The following is a 16,610-nucleotide window of genomic DNA, read 5'->3' on the forward strand; positions in this document are numbered from 1 at the left end:
AAATTTAGTGCCCTCCCTTGCTCATGCCCACCCCGATTTTGCTGCGATCATCGATCATCTCTATATATACGAAGATGGAATCCTAAACGAGGAACTCACCGTCAGATCGCCAAAAGAATTGGCCGAGGTCATTTCGACCTGTGAAACGGGAGATAATCGCTTCCTCTGGTTGAGTTTGGTCGAGCCCTCCAATGCTCAAATGCAGGATATCGCTGAGCATATAGCCCTCCACGAACTCATTACCGAAGACGCCGTGACTGCGCATCAGCGCCCCAAGGTAGAGCGTTACGACGATCAGCTTTTTGTAGTCGTGCGCAGCGTTAAGTACACAGATTTCGATATCAACGAAGAATCCGTGGTGCGCACCCGCCAAGTTATCTCAACGGGCGAAGTTCAAATGGTAGTGGGGCCGCGATCCATAATCACCATTCGGCATAATACCCCGCTCCCTGATGTGGCCAAGCGCTTAGTTCACCAGGACACCACGAGCTACGGGCCCATGGCTATCGCGTGGGCCATGTCTGACTGTTTGGTCGACGATTATATGATGATTTCGCGTGAACTGACCAAAGACGTCGACGAGCTCGAGGAAGAAGTTTTCACTCCGCAGTCTGATTTCAGTATTGATCAAATTTATTTGCTTAAGCGCGAGATCTTAGAAATGCGTCATGCCATCGATCCCCTAGCCCCTGCATTGCGCAGCTTACTTGGCAATAATGCAGATCTCATTGATGACCAAATTCACTCTTATTTTCGCGATGTTCTGGATCACGAGATTGTAGCCAAAGACGAGATTGCGAGCTGCGATGAACGCCTCACGAACTTGATTACCGCCGCTGTCGCAAAAGTCACGTTGCAGCAAAATACGGATATGCGTTCCATTTCTGCATTTGTTGGGATGGCGGCGGTACCCACCCTTGTGGCCGGTATTTATGGTATGAACTTCGCCAATATGCCTGAGCTGGAGACTCAATACGGATATTTCATCGTCCTTGCGATCATGGTCTCGCTCGTGATAGCGATGTGGCTCGCATTCAAAAAATGGAATTGGCTTTAGCCCACTTCCATCATCAAGCTGGGCCGTCATCGCTAGGATAGAGTCATGGATGCCTCACGTGAATTCGATATCATTATTTTCGGTGCCAGTAGCTACGTCGGACAACTAGTAACCCAGTACCTTCATGCACACTCGGAGCAGCTCAGCATCGCGATAGCTGGTCGCAATCACCATAAGCTTGCAGGCCTCGTTAATCGTCTCGAGGAACCGACTCCTCCAATCATCATTGCAGATGCCCTTGATAGCGCAGATATGGATCTGCTCGCACAGCGCGCACGGGTCATCATCTCCACGGTGGGGCCTTATAGCCACTACGGCGAAGAGATCATCAAGGCCTGCGCGCACAGAGGTACGGGGTATGTGGATCTAGCCGGAGAAGTTCCTTTTATTCGAAGCATGATCGATCGCTACCAAAAAGATGCAGTAAAATCCGGAGCGGTCCTCGTTTCTGCCTGTGGTTTCGATTCAGTTCCCAGTGATATGGGAGTTTACAGGCTAGCTCAAAAAGCAGAGGAACCGCTTCGAGAAGTGCGTATGATAGTGCGGAAGCTGTCGGGATCTCTATCCGGCGGAACGATAGCGTCGATGCAAGCAGTGAGTGCTGCCGCTCACGCAGATCGCCGGATTGCTTCATTGATCCACAATCCTTTCGCGCTCAATCCCGATCCGACGGCCGAGCGCGACCGTGCCCGCAGCATAGGTCTCCGACAACCAGACCTAGTTCGCGAACAATACCAGAATCGGTACTTAGCTCCGTTCTTTATGGCGCCCTTTAATACTCGTGTCGTTCGACGCTCTCAAGCATTACTGGGCCATCGGTACGGACGTGATATGCGTTATACCGAAGCGCTCGATTGCGGGCATGGATTGAAAGGGCTGATTGTTCGTGACCTTATTACCGGTCTTCTTGGCGCCGGTTTCGCGCTCCTAAGCCGCCCACGCCTGCGTAAGGCTCTCTCTTTCGTCATCCCGCAACCTGGGCAGGGTGCTAGGGAAAAGAATCTTCGTAAAGGCGGATTTATCATTGAGTTCATTGGCACTACCGAATCCGACCGGCAGATCAGTGTCACCACTAGCGCACTCGGAGACCCTGGTTACTATGTCACCGCCATGATGCTTAGTGAGGCTGCGAAAACCCTTGCTTGCCAGTACCGAGATGAAGCACCTATCCGCGGAGGCTTTTTCACCCCAGCGACGGCTTTAGGAGATATCTACCTCGATAGGCTACGCAGGGGTGGGATGAGCTTCAACTAATCGTGGGGCTTGAGAACCATGGTGCGCAGCGTCGATCGCGCTACCAGAGTAGAGCGGTGGAAGATATCAACGTGTATAAGTTGAGTTGATACACCAGCGTGGATGATGCTGGCTTCCGCGCTGAGAACACCGGCGCGAACCGGAGCGAGGAAGTCAGTATTGTTGTTTACCCCGGCGACCAGCTTTCCCGGCGCCTTGATGAGCCCCATAACCGATCCTACGGTCTCGGCGATGGCGCAGTATACTCCTCCGTTTACCAGCCCCATGGCCTGCAAATGGTCGTGGCTGATGGGCATCTCGGCACATACTTTATCGCGTTCTACCGTTGTAAAGCGTAAACCTAAACTGGTTGAATAGCCCCCGAGCAGCTCGTTAAGTTGAGCTAGTTCGCGCATATGCAAGCCCACCTCGGGAACCTCGGACAAGAGGTGAGTAAGTTCAGTGACGGTATCTGGATTTTCAGTAACTAAAGACATAGATCCAACCCTACTGAGGAAAAAAATAACCGCAACTATCAACCAGAGCCATCAACCGTGCACTCTCATGAGTCGAGATATGGGATCATTCACCGAACGAGGTATGCTAGGACACTATGAGTAACCACAGCAATTTGGCCCATATCGGGGTCGTTGGCCTGGCCGTCATGGGCTCCAACCTCGCTCGAAATTTTGCCCGTAGAGGACATACCGTAGCGGTCTATAACCGCAGCTACTCCAAAACCGAAGACCTCATGGAGCATTACGGTGATGAGGGACATTTCCTTCCCTCCGAAACCATCGAGGACTTTGTGGCCTCTCTGGAAAAGCCTCGCCGTGCAATCATTATGGTGCAGGCAGGCGCCGCTACTGACGCCGTTATCAACCAGCTGGCAGATGCTATGGATGAAGGCGATATCATCATAGATGGCGGCAATTCGCTCTACACGGACACGATCCGCCGAGAGAAAGAAATAGCTGCTCGCGGGCTCAACTTCGTGGGTGCAGGAATTTCTGGCGGTGAAGAAGGTGCCCTCAACGGCCCGTCGATTATGCCGGGTGGACCCGCCCGCACCTGGGACGCCTTAGGACCCCTACTGGAGTCTGTCGCAGCTGTTGTTGACGGAACACCCTGTGTCACGCATATCGGCCCTGATGGCGCCGGCCACTTTGTCAAGATGGTACACAACGGCATTGAATATGCCGATATGCAAGTAATCGGTGAGGCCTATCAGTTGTTGCGATACGGCGCACAGATGTCACCTGAAGAGATAGCCGAAGTTTTCCGCACCTGGAATAAGGGCGATCTCGATTCTTATCTTATTGAAATTACGGCTGAAGTACTCTCTCAGGTTGATGCCGAAACCGGCACTCCCCTCGTGGACTTAATTGTTGACCAAGCAGGTCAAAAAGGTACCGGCCGCTGGACGGTCAAGGCAGCGCTCGACCTAGGCATTCCTGTTACGGGTATCGGCGAAGCGGTATTCGCTCGAGCTCTTTCAGGTGCCGCAGCACAACGCGAGGCCACCGTAGGGACGCTCCCCTCTGGCGAATTAAGCTCGTTAGAGACTCTCGGTATCGATCGCGATACTTTCATCGAGGATGTACGCCGCGCTCTCTACGCCTCCAAACTCGTCGCCTATGCACAAGGATTTGACGAAATTAAAGCTGGCTCGACAGAGAATAACTGGAATGTGGACCCCCGCGACCTGGCAACGATCTGGCGGGGCGGCTGCATCATCCGGGCGAAATTCCTCAACAGAATTCGGGAAGCATACGATGCCAACCCCGAGCTCACGACCTTATTGCTCGACCCGTATTTCAAGGAGGAGTTGAGTGGCCTCATTGATTCGTGGCGTCGTATCGTAATCGTGGCAACTCATATTGGTCAGCCCATACCGGTTTTTGCATCATCGCTTTCCTACTACGATTCACTTCGAGCCGAGCGGCTGCCAGCTGCATTAATTCAGGCGCAGCGAGATTACTTTGGTGCGCACACCTACCGTCGCGTCGATAAGGAGGGCACCTTCCATACCTTATGGTCTGGTGACCGTACTGAAATCGAAACCTCCTAGGTTTACCGCCCAGCCCGCGCCCGCTACGTGTGGGGGGCGCGGGCTACAAGCTGGTTTTGCTGTAGATAAGGTGTAGGCTCTTCCTAATGACTACTTTTGCTGATCTCGGTTTACCCCCCGCCATTGTTCAGGCGATGCGTAAAGAAGGTATCGAGACTCCCTTTCCTATCCAAGAGGCGGCCATTCCCGACGCTCTAGCAGGCAAGGATATCCTCGGTCGAGGCCCCACCGGATCTGGAAAGACTTTCACTTTCGGTTTACCCACTCTAAGCCGCCTAGCTCAGTCGGGGGCCTCTACACCTGGGCATCCCCGTGCGCTCGTCTTAGTCCCTACGCGTGAGCTCGCAGCGCAAGTTCGTACCCGCCTCGACGATCCGGCAGCTGCCCTCGGTCTTCGCCTCTTAGACGTTGTCGGCGGAGTGAATATCAATCGACATATCCGAGCATTAGCGGCTCCCGTTGATCTTCTGGTGGCCACCCCTGGGCGGGCCCAAGACCTCATCGACCAGGGCTATCTTCACTTAGACCGGATCGAGACAACTATTCTCGATGAAGCGGACCAAATGGCAGATATGGGATTTTTGCCTCAAGTTACGAAACTCATGCGGGCTACCCCCCAGAAGGGACAGCGTCTCCTCTTTTCCGCCACCCTCGACGGCGACGTTGATAAATTGGTACGGGCCTTTCTCCGGAATCCAGTTACTCATTCAACAGCCGCCGTGGCTGCCAGTGTGGATACGATGAGGCACTATCAATTTATAGTGAAGGATCGCCAGTCCCGTGCCGATGTTGTGGAAAAAATTGCTGCTCGTGATGGTAAAACCATCATGTTTATGCGAACAAAACACGGCGTTGACCGCCAGGTAAAGAAGCTGCGCCGTGCTGGCATCAACGCAGTGGGCCTTCATGGCGACAAGGGTCAAAATACCCGTCAGAGTGCCCTTGGGGGCTTTAGTGAAGGTGAGATACCTGTTCTCGTTGCTACCGATATCGCCGCCCGCGGTATAGATATTTCCGATGTGGATTTGGTAGTACATATCGATCCTCCAGCGGAGCATAAAGCCTATCTGCATCGTGCTGGGCGCACCGCCCGCGCTGGAGCTAGCGGTGCCGTTGTAACTTTGGTGACCGAGGAGCAAATAGACGAGGTTAAAAAACTTCTGAGTAAAGCGGGGGTGAGCGCTAAAACACACCGCGTCAATGCTCACTCTGTTGAGCTCGCAACCATTACAGGCGCACAAAGCCCGACGTATAAACCGCTGGCACCTTTCGGACAACAGGCTCAGGCTAGCGACGGTCGCGGCCGTGGTAGCAGAACTAAGCGTTCTTCAGCTAGCGGTGGAGGGAATACCAGGCGCGCTCGGGGTTCGAGGCACAGTCAATCAAGAAATCGTGGCACCCGCTAGGCTATGATATTCCCGTAACGCGGTACTCCTATTTATGAGAAAGGTAGCTTTCTTCTCGGATGCATTAATGCATTCGAAAAAACTCCTACAATGGAAATACTCAGTAGCATCCTCGGACTGGTCGGATTTGTACTTTTAACCGCCAGTACTGGTTTATTCGTTGCCGTGGAATTCGCTCTCACCGGCCTTGAGCGCTCCACCATCGATCATGACCTCGCAGTTCGAGGAGATAAATTATCCCATGCGGTTAAACGAGATTACAGTAATCTCTCTTTCGTCTTGTCTGGAGCACAGCTCGGCATCACAATTACGACGCTGGCGACGGGATACCTCGCAGAACCCATTTTGGCTAAGTTCCTCAATCCTCTCCTGGGATTTCTTGGGGTTCCGATGGATATCTCCCCTATGATTGCGCTCGTCTTGGCTCTTATCATCGCTACATTCTTATCAATGGTCTTTGGCGAACTAGTACCTAAAAACCTCGCGATTACTGATCCCCTAGGAACAGCAAGACTAGTGGTCACCCCGGTTCACATTTTCAACGTGATCTTTAAGGGCTTTATTCGATTCCTCAATACCTCAGCGAATTTCCTTGTGCGCAAGATTGGTATTGAGCCTGCAGACGAATTAGCTACCGCGCGCTCCACACAGGAGCTCACGGCTTTGGTCCGCAACTCAGCGAAGCAAGGTGAATTGGATGAAAATACCGCCTTGGTTCTCGATCGCTCACTTCGCTTCGGTGAAACCACCGCGGAGGAACTTATGACTCCACGCTCAACCATTGAGACTCTGTCCCATGACGAGACGGTTCTCGATCTCATCGCCCTTGCTCATTCCACAGGTCATTCCAGGTTCCCAGTCATTCGAGGCGACCTCGACGAAACCCTCGGAGTGGTGCATTTTCGCGATGCTTTCGCTATTCCCTCCGCCGAACGAGGCACCACAACCTTGAAGGAAATCGCTCGCCCGGTGAAAGCGATTCCGGAGAGCCTTGATGGTGATGCGGTGCTGGCCGAGATTAGGGCTGCCGGATCGCAAATGATCCTGGTCGCCGATGAATATGGTGGCACCGCCGGTATTATCACCGTCGAAGACGTCGTGGAAGAAATCCTCGGCGACTTCTATGACGAACACGATGATCTGGAAGCAGAAAAGGATTTCCAAAAATTTGGAACCTACTGGCAAGTCTCCGGTCTAGTACGTCTCGATGAACTGGCCGAAAATGCTGGATATATCGCCCCCGAAGGGCCGTACGAAACCCTCGGCGGGCTCATCATGGCTGAGATGGGGCGAATCCCCGATGTCAACGACACACTCGTGCTTCCAGAATCTGATAGTCCAGGACTAGCCGAATTTACCTCTGGTTTCACCGACCGCTGGCAGGCCCAAGTTATTGTCATGGAGGATCGCCGCATCGACAAAGTCATCTTAATGCCGATCAGCCCTGAGGATGCACGCCTTAAATCCACTGATAACCAGGAAGAGGTCTCATAGTGGGACTCATTAGTACCATCGCCATGATCAGCGTACTGCTTTTGGCTAATGCCTTCTTCGTGGCCGCCGAGTTCGCTCTTATCTCTTCTCGCCGCGATCGCATCGAGTCGCTGATTATTCAGGGACGCCCTGGAGCACAACGAGTCCTGCACGCAATTGAGACGTTATCGATACAGCTCGCCGCCTGCCAATTTGGTATTACCATAGCCTCTCTAATTTTAGGTAAGGTCGCTGAGCCTGCAGTCGCGCATTTTCTTGAAGAAGTCTTTCATGAGGTTCATATACCCGATCAATTACTCCACCCCATTTCCTTCGCGATTGCACTGGGATTGATTACTTTCCTGCACATTCTCTTCGGCGAAATGGTACCGAAGAATATCGCACTAGCAGGGCCTGAGACCCTGGCTATATGGTTGACTCCCCTACTTTTGGCATTTGCTAAGCTCGCCCGGCCATTCATCGCACTGATGAACTCAGCTGCTCGCCGCACGCTTTTCCTATTTGGCATCGAGCAAAAAGACGAGCTCGCCGCCACAGTAGATAACAATCAGCTGGCATCTATGATTTTAGAGTCACGCTCGGAGGGTCTTCTGAATGAACGCGCGCACGAACGTCTGAGCAAGGCCTTGAACGTGGAAGCCCGTCCACTTGCTGATGTTCTCATTCCTCTCGAAAAGGTTCGCACCCTCAACTACGGAGTACGCGGGCCACAACTAAGTGACTTGGAGCAAGCGGTCGTGGAAACAGGGTTTTCGCGCTTCCCCGTCGTCGATGACCGGGGGGCCTTTAAGGGCTACGTCCACGTTAAGGATATTTTGGATCGGTTCTTGGACGGGAATGATTACGGTGCCGATTCCATCATCCACTCCGCCGAAATCCGACCTCTCACCATAGTTGATGCCTCCGGTGCCATGGATGAGGCTCTGACTGCCATGCACCTTAAATCAGCACATATGGCTCAGGTTCGTGACCGAGGAGTACTCATCGGAATTGTTACCTTAGAAGATATTATCGAGGAGTACGTAGGCACCTTTGCTGATTGGACGCACGGGCAGTAAATGGACATCCTAACCTCGTGGAACGATCTCGAGGCGGCGCATGTGCGCCGTGCGCGTCGGTATACGACGCCATACCTCCACAGGCGGAGTCAGGGTATCAAACACCCCGTCTTCGATTTTCTTTTTGAATACTATCCCACCCGAGCAGCGCACCTGGAGCGGTGGCACCCTGGCTGGGGTCGCGGACTTGATGATGCAGGCACCTCACCACAGGCTCAATGGAGGTACTATTCCACTGTCAATGGGATCTCGAGTGTAGACATCGATTCTTACCTGTCGAAACGCAAACAAACGCTTCAGTTCATTCACCGGTTACTCAGCACCACGATATCCAATCCGGCTCACTTTGATTGCTTTGGTCTGCATGAATGGGCGATGGTTTACCGTACCGATCAACCGCGCCACGATCTACCACTTCGGCTCGGTTCGAGCGAAACCAACAAAGTGGTTGAGAATCACTCAATCAGATGCACCCACTTCGATGCATATCGTTTCTTCACTCCCCCAGCTCGACCCCTCAACCTCACGGTTTTAGATCGTCACAGTCAAGTCGAATGGGAGCAGGTGGGATGTTTACATGCGACCATGGACTTGTATAAATGGGCAATGAAACTAGGGCCCCTGGTGCCCGGTGAGTTATTCCTTGACACTTTCGAGCTTGCGTGGGACGCGCGTATTCTCGATATGGAGGCTTCGCCCTACGATTGTCGCGCATATGGGCTGGGTGTAGTTCCCATCGAGGAGACCGCCGGTAAGCAGGAGTACGTGGGTCGTCAGCGCGAACTTGCTGAACGGGGAAAAGTTTTACGCGAGCAGCTCATTAATCTTATTGCCTGTGTTCTATAGTTCTATAGTAGAAGTCAAATAGGTAGCAGTTTTGAAGGGAGTGTCCAAAAGAGCATATGGGTCGCCATTCCAACGGTAAAAATAATATGCGGGTCTCCTCATCGCTTGTCACCTCAGCCTTGGCTTTGGGAGTGGTAGGTGCACTTCTAGGCGGATGGATGTGTCTGAGCGATGATCCCGAGCCTGAACCGAGCGCTCGACGTGCCTGCATCCAAGGTGAACTCATTCTCCCAGTGGCTGCCGATAACGAAGCTGAAGTTGCCAACCTTATAGCCTCCTATAACGATTCTTCCCCGGTTGTGCGCGATCACTGTGTTACCGCAACTTATACTCCTGATCTTTCCCAGGCAGGAGCTTTTGTTTCCAAAAACTCCGATGGCAAAGTAACCGCGACCCTCAAGCAAGCTGGGCGAAGTGCGGCTACGCTGGAATGGCCTTCGGCTGCAGCATACAAGGTGGGAGTTGCGGCGAAAAAAGCAATTCAACCAGGTAGTATCCAGGATGTAGATTTCCCGGTAGCTGATAATTCTGTTGCCGCTGCGCTCGTTGCCAGTCATTACCTAGGTACCGACGTTAACAAGATAACGGAACTTCTTGATGCGAATGCCCAAAGATCCATTGCTGAGACATCTGCAGACTCTGATCGAGCTATCGCAATATCGGAAGATGATACACCCCAAGGCTGGGCATTTACCCCCATCGAAGGATTGCGACAGGATCTACGAATAATCGCACTGAATACCACCGAAATGGTTTCTGAAGAGGTCGTTCGTGCTGGGGCTGATTTCGGTGCCAGTTCCCGTATTGCTGCTCGATACTCACCTGGGGTTACTGCAATTACTGCTCAAGAGGCTTTGCATGCCTTTGATACCAGCAATATCCTCACACCGGTAGATGAGGTAGACACTTCTGAAGAACCAAGGGAGGTTGAGGACACTCTCTTCCTATTCGATACCTCGGCTGCTCTGCAACCTCAGGATTTTTCTTTCATCAGCAGAGCTATCGCTTCGGTTGCACCCCGCATCACCGAGCGCGATCATGCTGTGAGTTTGTGGAACTACTCCTCCCCACTCAACCCAGGTGTCACTAAAGGGTGGCGGCGAAATGTTGATTTTGGCACTGGAGACTCTGGGCAAGTGGTGGCTCAACGCGCAATTGGCTTTGGTACTGGAGGCTTTCCTTTAACAAGGGAGGCACTCGAGGCAGCCGGCCAATACGCGAACGACTACAGCGCTCGTATGGGAAGGAAAGTACGCCTAGTGCTTATAACCACCGGTTCAGCCGATATGAAACCACTTGAAAATCTCCAAGGGATTTTTGGATCGAGCGTAACTCTCAGCGTTCTCCACATAGGTAATTCCGCGATTGATCAGGAGTTAATTGGACTGAGTGAATACCATGCTGTTCTACCTGATTCAGCCCAAGCCGAAGAAGAACTGCGCGCAGCAGTAGGTCTCTGATTAAAGCTTCTAAGAGCTCTTCCGGTTTCGTCGAGCAGCAAGCTCATCGATTGCAATAACGGAGTCATCATACGGCTGCTGTATACGCTCGGAGGGGAAGGCTGCTATTGAGCCGGTTAGTTCCTTCATAAGACCCGGAACGCTTATTCCAAAGACACCCTGTCCTCCTTCGAGAAGATCAATCACTTCCTCGTTGCTGCGACACTCATAGACTGTTGTGCCATCGGAGAAAAGGTTTATCTCGGCGATGTCATCGACACCTAGGTCGCGGAGACGATCGACTGCTAAACGAATATTCTGAAGTGAAATTCCTGTGTCCAACAGCCCTTTGACAATCTTGAGCACCAATATATCGCGGAAGGAATAAAGACGCTGGGAGCCGGAACCGCGGGCGGTACGGATGGATGGCTCCACCAGCTTTGTGCGTGCCCAGTAATCAAGCTGCCGATAGGTGATTCCGGCGACCTGACAAGCTGTGGGAACGCGGTAACCCACTTCTTCATCGGGCCCCATATCGAAGAGGGCTTCTTGTACTGGGCGCTTAGTCATCGTTCGTACTCCTTTAGCGGTGCTCTGGTGTCTCAGTCTACACACTGGGGTAGACGGACATGATCGAGCACGTGATACCTGCGGTATGTATTACTCAGGTTAGATTAGCGAAGCGACGCACAAGATAACTTGCGACACACCGTAAACTTAAACCTCAACTTGAAGTTTAGACTTAAATCTCATCGTTGTCATCTTCAGTAACATCAGTACCACCAGCATCAGAGATATTAAATTCTGAATCCGGCAAACCCACGCTCAAATCCTCTTCTTTAACTCCCATACTGCGCATCAGTTCACTAAAATCTAGATCCGCTTGGGTATTCTCCACCGCAGGAGCCTCGCTCATAGAGGCATCATCAATTTCGATACCTAGCCACTCATCGAGATCGCAAGGAGAAATAAAGATAGCGGTTTGCGCGAGAACATTTTGGCTGACTGAGATAGGAAGCGACGTCAGGCCTGCCAGCATTAACCCGTCAGAGGGGCGACAGTCGAATTCCTCTCCATTTTCGGTCACCAACTGGGCCACAAAGATGCCATCAAAGTAATAAGAGATTCGAAGCTCAGTCAACCTCGTGTCCAGCTGACTAAGAACATCCAGGAGTAAGTCTAGAGCCCGGGGCCGGCGAGGTACCTCCCCGGCTTCTCGAATCAAAAGGTTGACTGCATCAGCTGTGCCGATCCATATGGGTACATAGCGATTCTTTTCGGGCCAGTGCAGCAAAGCGCAACAGTGGTCCTCGTTGAAAAAGGAAGTTTGGACGTACTCGAGGGAATGATACTGGGTCATAGCGCGCTCTGCTCACGAACCGCGTTCTTCAATAAACCGGCATGCAGCGACGCCATTAGCGCCGTCAACTGCGAACTCATTTCTTCAGCACGCTCCTTAGCAGAATCCGATTTCGATTTCGCCACAGGCTCAATGACTTGTGCAAGTAGGGCCGCCTGGCGGGCTGCACCATTAGTCAGGGCTTTCAGGTGTCGCACCTCAAAACCAAATTCAGCTAGACCCGCAGCGGTAGATACAAGCCTAACGTCATCGGCTGTGAAAAATCCCGAAGTATCAGCCTTGATAACGTGAGCCCTGTCGAGCTCGAGAACAAAATCAGGCTTAACCCCTGCCTGCTCAGCGACATCTTCAGCGCTCAGACGAGTTATAATAGGCGCACGGAACTCATCTGGCCCAATCATAGGCTGCGCCTGTCGAACCGAGGAGATGACCGCTAAGTTATGGGCATTGCCGTTGTCCAATTCCTCGCGGATAACCCGAAGCGGCATATAACGATCTCTTTGCAAAGTTAAAATCAGCCGCAGACGATCTAGGTCCGCTTGTACAAACCGGCGGTATCCGGAGGCTGTCCGTTGGGGCGAAATGAGCCCCTCGGACTCTAAGAATCGAATCTTCGATACGGTCACATCGGGAAAGTCGGTAGTCAGTTGCCTCAGCACGACCCCAATGGACATCGTTTTTTGCCTCTTGACAGGTGCAGATTCTGCATGCGGTTGCGGAAGGGCGCTCATATTTCTCTCAGTAGTTTTTTAGCAAGGATTAGCTGGACTTTCGTGAACTCTCATCGAAAGAGTTGGTTCTAGCCAGCAATGAAAACGAGGCGGAATTTACCAATCTGAATTTCGTCACCGCTGCTTAGAACAGCGGAGTTACGAGGCTCCCTGTTGAGGTAAGTGCCGTTGAGAGAGCCTAAATCGACCACCTCAAATACCCCATCGTGGGTGCGAAATTCCGCGTGTCGCCTCGACACGGTGACATCATCAAGAAAAATATCAGATTCCGGGTGTCGTCCGGCGGTGGTTGTTTCCTGATCGAGCAAAAAGCGAGCACCAGCATTAGGCCCTCTCTTTACTATCAGCATCCCGGATCCCTGAGGCGGGACAATATTGGTGGCGCCGGAATGCACAGCTGCCCCGTTCTCCGCTTCTTTTAGTAAATCGGCGCGAAAAACCGAGGTCGTCTCAGCCTGGGCATCGGGCGAAATCTGGCGCTCACTCATCGTTGATCCTCCGTGGTATCTCTAGGATAAATCGGACCCCAGCCTCGTCGATACGATGCGCGGGGCCAAAGTTTCAAGTAATACTTCATATGATAGCGGCTTTTTAATAGAGAGCAGCCCTTGATGGGAAAGTCTAGCTAGCAAGCTTGATTTTATCGTATTTTCGTATCTTCTCCAGCTATTTGAAAATACTTCCGATTCCCTTAAGAACCGAATTTCCTGAGCCAGCTAGCGGATTATCGCTGACCATATACGTCCAGGTTGCTGATGGTCGTGCCAATCCCATGTCCTCGAGATGTACCCCCTCACTATCAAAGACCACCTCGGTGAATGTCTCTACCGCGCGGTCGACCGCTCGTTGTGCAAGCTGCTTAAATTCTCGGACAGCGATCCGGTGAAACTCATCAATCGGAGTTTCCCTGGCTATAGCTCGCAGATGAATCGACTCGCGCACATCATTCATAAGAGCAAGGTGGTCACTCCATCCAGCATCAAGGTGGTAGAGCATGATCTCTCGAGCACCTTGCTCCGCGATGTCAGCAGAGACCGCTGACAAAATTTCAGCTGCCCGCTGCGGCTCGCGCTGAGAAAGTTCTTGCCAGGCTAGTGGGGTATCTAAGATTGTCGCGCGTCGCTCGTCGATAATAACGCGCTGATCGGCAAGGAGCTTATTGTACTTCCATGTTTGCGAGTGAATCTCCAGCAGTTGCCCCTCGGTCACCCTTTGGCAGTGATTGATCCAATCATGAATGCGTTGGGCTCCTATTTCCCCACTGGAATCGGGTTGAGCTGTGACTTCTTCTCCAGCTCCCCCGACAGCCACCATATCGTCTTCGAAGGAAACAAAAAATTGACTCAACCCAGGGTCCCCTTGACGGCCAGCTCTTCCCCTGAGCTGGTTGTCGAGGCGGGAGCTGCGGTGCCGTGAGGTTCCCAATACTGCTAGACCCCCTACTGCCACCACCTGGTCGCGATCAGTTTCATGGGCACCCCCTAGCTTAATATCGGTGCCGCGTCCAGCCATCTGCGTCGATACCGTTACTCGCCCCAGATCTCCAGCCTCAGCGATAATACGAGCTTCTTCTGCATCATTTTTCGCGTTAAGGACATTAACGTCTATATCGTAGCTTCGCAGCTCTGCCGCCAGACTCTCGGACTCGGCTACGTCTTGGGTGCCTACTAGAACGGGTTGTCCAGTACGGTGTATATCTATAATTTCTCTGATGATCGCCCGATTTTTTTCCCCCATCGTGGCGAAAATGCGGTCCGCCGAATCGAACCTCTGTACTGGCTTATTGCGCTCGATGATAGATACTTTCAACCCATAAAAACTACGTAGCTGATCGGTGGCCTCCACAGCTGTACCGGTCATTCCACACACCAGCGGATATCTGCCCATGAGAGCTTGCAGCGTGATGGTATCGAGTATCCGACCCCCTTCGGTTACGGCAAGCCCTTCTTTAGCTTCAACAGCAGCTTGTACCCCATCTGGCCAGCGTTGGAGATCAGCGATGCGCCCCTTAGAGGCATCGATCAAAGCGACTTTGCCATCTTTGACTATATAGTGCACGTCACGGATCAATAAGGCCTGAGCGTGTAGCGCAAGATTAACTTGAACGAGGGTACTGCCAACGTACTCGTCATCGTAGAGAGAGTCGATCCCTAAGGCGTGCTCGATAACTTCAGCGCCCTTATCGTTGAGAAAAACGTTACGGCGCTCATCATCGACGCTGTAGTGCTTATCTTCCTCGAGCCGCTTTACGAGATCAGTAATGCCACCTCCCGGCGCCTGCCCAGGTTCATTCCCAGCGAGAACGAGAGGAACAAGAGCTTCATCAACAAGCACAGAATCGGCTTCGTCAACGAGGGCGACGTCTGCCTGGCGGTAAATTGCATCTGCACGCGAGGTAATCAACTGATCGCGTAAAACATCGAAGCCAATTTCATTCACAGGCCCGTAAACAATATCCGCTTGATACGCCTGTCTACGCTCACGGGCGTCCATATCCTCGGTAATGGCGCTTACTGTTAGGCCAAAGAACTCGACGAGAGGCCCCATCCACGCAGCGTCTCGACTCGCTAGATAATCGTTAACGGTAATGCAATGGACTGTCTTAGACATCAAAGCAAAGCCAGTGCTTGCCATCGCCCCCACCAGTGTCTTCCCCTCACCCGTTGCCATCTGGATAACGTCGCCTTCGAGGAGCCTCAGGACTGCCTGAGACTGCACCGCAAAAGGAGTCAGGTCTAAGGTGCGCTCGCTCGCAATTGCTAAAATCGCGAGAAGTTCTGCGGGCTGACTGATGGTGCCGTTCGCACAAAGCGACCTCGCGCGCGCCGCTAATTCGGCGTCACTCAAGGCGGTCAAGCTGTCCATCTGGGCGGAGGCTTGTTTGACTATAGACTTACTACGCTTTTGGTTACGCCCTTTCGTTCCCCCGAGAGCATTCCAAAACCAATCAAAGCCCGCCACCTGAGGTACCCTCCTGTATCATCCGACCGTTATTATTGATTCCATAGTACGCTGGCTACCCACCTATCGCCGATACACCGCGATAAGACTCACGATCAGACTCACCGAAAGGCTCACACAGTTGTCGACGCTGCTGCCGCTACAATACTGCCCTTGCCAATCCGGGTTAGGTTTCGACATCTGTTGTGGGCCACTCATTGCCCGACATCGCAAGGCCCCGACCGCGGTTGCGTTGATGCGATCAAGGTATACCGCATTCTGCGTTGGCGATGCCGACTACCTTATCTATTCGTGGGATCCGTTAACTGCCCCACCCCTCGTTGATATCGATCCCTCTATCTCGTGGACGGGTCTTGAGGTTCTATTCACTACGCACGGTGGGCTTATGGACTCAAACGGATTAGTTCACTTTAAGGCTCACTATACGATCGCAGCGGCAGGTCATGCCCCGCGCCACGAGACTCTCGAAGAGCTTTCGGTATTTAGGCGGTTCCAGGGACGGTGGGTTTATAGCAGCGCCCTGAAATAATTTAGTAAGCACAGTCAAACTTGCAGATCATCGCGATATTTTAACTTATTCCCCTCGTCCTGTATGATGAAATCGTTGCTTCAACGTGAGCAACGGCGGACTGTGGCGCAGTTTGGTAGCGCACTTGACTGGGGGTTAAGGGGTCGCAGGTTCAAATCCTGTCAGTCCGACAATTGATAAAGGCTCTCCTTATGGAGAGCCTTTTTTCTTACTGAACTTGGTTAGGTTCTAGTTTGCTAAGAAGCGACCTCGACCATGGTGGTCCCAGCCTGCACGGCATGAGTGCCTGCGAAGAGCGTTTTTCGAAGTTCAGAGCGGCTGTCGGGGGCCAACAACTAAGGCCCAACCGTTCTATTCTCATACCCGTACCACCCACCCTTGCCTATAGGAAAGTCCGGAGAAGTCAATGAGAACTTGTGTAGAGC

The 16,610-nt window shown here is 52.4% G+C and carries 15 protein-coding genes and 1 tRNA gene; 10 read left to right on the forward strand and 6 right to left on the reverse strand.

Annotation, left to right across the window (positions count from 1 at the left end):
- The first annotated feature begins 7 nt into the window (after window positions 1–7).
- Together NXT01_RS02010 and NXT01_RS02015 are read left to right on the forward strand one after the other, a co-directional pair.
- Window positions 8–1,057 (forward strand): magnesium and cobalt transport protein CorA, encoded by a 1,050-nt coding sequence (locus NXT01_RS02010; protein WP_259076985.1) that lies wholly within the window; start codon window positions 8–10, stop codon window positions 1,055–1,057.
- 45 nt (window positions 1,058–1,102) lie between these two features.
- A complete protein-coding gene (locus NXT01_RS02015; RefSeq protein ID WP_259076987.1) occupies window positions 1,103–2,311 on the forward strand; it encodes a trans-acting enoyl reductase family protein in 1,209 nt (402 codons plus the stop codon).
- Here the strand turns inward: NXT01_RS02015 and NXT01_RS02020 are convergent.
- Entirely contained in the window at window positions 2,308–2,787 is a 480-nt protein-coding gene (locus tag NXT01_RS02020; protein ID WP_259076989.1) for a PaaI family thioesterase, read from the reverse strand. The two genes, NXT01_RS02015 and NXT01_RS02020, sit on opposite strands and share 4 nt — an antisense overlap.
- Before the next feature lie 116 nt (window positions 2,788–2,903).
- Here NXT01_RS02020 and gndA point away from each other — a divergent pair, with 116 nt between their 5' ends.
- The 6 genes from gndA to NXT01_RS02050 all read left to right on the forward strand — a co-directional run bounded on the left by gndA (window position 2,904) and on the right by NXT01_RS02050 (window position 10,625).
- A complete protein-coding gene (gndA, locus tag NXT01_RS02025; RefSeq protein ID WP_259076991.1) occupies window positions 2,904–4,361 on the forward strand; it encodes an NADP-dependent phosphogluconate dehydrogenase in 1,458 nt (485 codons plus the stop codon).
- Window positions 4,362–4,447: 86 nt separating this feature from the next.
- On the forward strand, window positions 4,448–5,767 hold the full coding sequence (locus NXT01_RS02030; RefSeq protein ID WP_259076993.1) for a DEAD/DEAH box helicase: 1,320 nt from the start codon (window positions 4,448–4,450) through the stop codon (window positions 5,765–5,767).
- Window positions 5,768–5,857: 90 nt separating this feature from the next.
- The gene (locus NXT01_RS02035; RefSeq protein ID WP_259076995.1) at window positions 5,858–7,261 is read left to right on the forward strand and encodes a hemolysin family protein; all 1,404 of its coding nucleotides are present in this window, start codon (window positions 5,858–5,860) and stop codon (window positions 7,259–7,261) included.
- Window positions 7,261–8,319 carry a hemolysin family protein gene (locus NXT01_RS02040; RefSeq protein WP_259076997.1) on the forward strand — a complete coding sequence of 353 codons (1,059 nt, stop codon included), beginning with the start codon at window positions 7,261–7,263 and terminating at the stop codon, window positions 8,317–8,319. The genes NXT01_RS02035 and NXT01_RS02040 overlap by 1 nt, the downstream gene beginning before the upstream one ends.
- Entirely contained in the window at window positions 8,320–9,165 is an 846-nt protein-coding gene (locus NXT01_RS02045; protein WP_259076999.1) for a hypothetical protein, read from the forward strand.
- Window positions 9,166–9,221: 56 nt separating this feature from the next.
- The gene (locus NXT01_RS02050) at window positions 9,222–10,625 is read left to right on the forward strand and encodes a vWA domain-containing protein (protein WP_259077001.1); all 1,404 of its coding nucleotides are present in this window, start codon (window positions 9,222–9,224) and stop codon (window positions 10,623–10,625) included.
- Window positions 10,626–10,634: 9 nt separating this feature from the next.
- Here the strand turns inward: NXT01_RS02050 and NXT01_RS02055 are convergent, their stop codons facing one another.
- The 5 genes from NXT01_RS02055 to secA2 all read right to left on the reverse strand — a co-directional run bounded on the left by NXT01_RS02055 (window position 10,635) and on the right by secA2 (window position 15,656).
- Window positions 10,635–11,174: a MerR family transcriptional regulator gene (locus NXT01_RS02055; RefSeq protein WP_259077004.1), complete on the reverse strand. Its 540-nt coding sequence runs from the start codon at window positions 11,172–11,174 to the stop codon at window positions 10,635–10,637.
- A gap of 172 nt (window positions 11,175–11,346) precedes the next feature.
- Window positions 11,347–11,964, reverse strand: coding sequence for a bifunctional nuclease family protein (locus NXT01_RS02060; RefSeq protein WP_259077006.1), 618 nt, complete (start codon window positions 11,962–11,964; stop codon window positions 11,347–11,349).
- The gene (locus NXT01_RS02065; protein WP_259077008.1) at window positions 11,961–12,695 is read right to left on the reverse strand and encodes a MerR family transcriptional regulator; all 735 of its coding nucleotides are present in this window, start codon (window positions 12,693–12,695) and stop codon (window positions 11,961–11,963) included. The genes NXT01_RS02060 and NXT01_RS02065 overlap by 4 nt, the downstream gene beginning before the upstream one ends.
- Window positions 12,696–12,763: 68 nt before the next feature.
- Window positions 12,764–13,183 (reverse strand): FHA domain-containing protein, encoded by a 420-nt coding sequence (locus tag NXT01_RS02070; protein ID WP_259077010.1) that lies wholly within the window; start codon window positions 13,181–13,183, stop codon window positions 12,764–12,766.
- Between the two features lie 178 nt (window positions 13,184–13,361).
- Complete coding sequence (gene secA2, locus NXT01_RS02075) at window positions 13,362–15,656, reverse strand: accessory Sec system translocase SecA2 (RefSeq protein ID WP_259077012.1); 2,295 nt, start codon at window positions 15,654–15,656, stop codon at window positions 13,362–13,364.
- Between the two features lie 232 nt (window positions 15,657–15,888).
- Between secA2 and NXT01_RS02080 the strand changes: the two genes are divergently transcribed.
- Window positions 15,889–16,185, forward strand: a complete 297-nt coding sequence (locus NXT01_RS02080) for a YchJ family protein (RefSeq protein WP_259077109.1) — start codon at window positions 15,889–15,891, stop codon at window positions 16,183–16,185.
- A 96-nt stretch (window positions 16,186–16,281) separates the two neighbouring features.
- Window positions 16,282–16,355, forward strand: a tRNA-Pro gene (locus tag NXT01_RS02085).
- Window positions 16,356–16,610: the final 255 nt, after the last annotated feature.

Origin of the sequence: Corynebacterium sp. ES2775-CONJ (genome assembly GCF_024814515.1) — a bacterium.
In the GTDB taxonomy this organism is placed as follows: Bacteria; Actinomycetota; Actinomycetes; order Mycobacteriales; family Mycobacteriaceae; genus Corynebacterium.

Coding starts and splice junctions, on each gene's coding strand:
- gndA (WP_259076991.1), top strand. CDS start 2,904: ATGAGTAACCACAGCAATTTGGCCCATATCGGGGTCGTTGGCCTGGCC.
- NXT01_RS02035 (WP_259076995.1), top strand. CDS start 5,858: ATGGAAATACTCAGTAGCATCCTCGGACTGGTCGGATTTGTACTTTTA.
- NXT01_RS02020 (WP_259076989.1), bottom strand. CDS start 2,787: ATGTCTTTAGTTACTGAAAATCCAGATACCGTCACTGAACTTACTCAC.
- NXT01_RS02070 (WP_259077010.1), bottom strand. CDS start 13,183: ATGAGTGAGCGCCAGATTTCGCCCGATGCCCAGGCTGAGACGACCTCG.
- NXT01_RS02015 (WP_259076987.1), top strand. CDS start 1,103: ATGGATGCCTCACGTGAATTCGATATCATTATTTTCGGTGCCAGTAGC.
- NXT01_RS02030 (WP_259076993.1), top strand. CDS start 4,448: ATGACTACTTTTGCTGATCTCGGTTTACCCCCCGCCATTGTTCAGGCG.
- NXT01_RS02045 (WP_259076999.1), top strand. CDS start 8,320: ATGGACATCCTAACCTCGTGGAACGATCTCGAGGCGGCGCATGTGCGC.
- NXT01_RS02060 (WP_259077006.1), bottom strand. CDS start 11,964: ATGACCCAGTATCATTCCCTCGAGTACGTCCAAACTTCCTTTTTCAAC.
- NXT01_RS02065 (WP_259077008.1), bottom strand. CDS start 12,695: ATGAGCGCCCTTCCGCAACCGCATGCAGAATCTGCACCTGTCAAGAGG.
- NXT01_RS02055 (WP_259077004.1), bottom strand. CDS start 11,174: ATGACTAAGCGCCCAGTACAAGAAGCCCTCTTCGATATGGGGCCCGAT.
- NXT01_RS02050 (WP_259077001.1), top strand. CDS start 9,222: ATGGGTCGCCATTCCAACGGTAAAAATAATATGCGGGTCTCCTCATCG.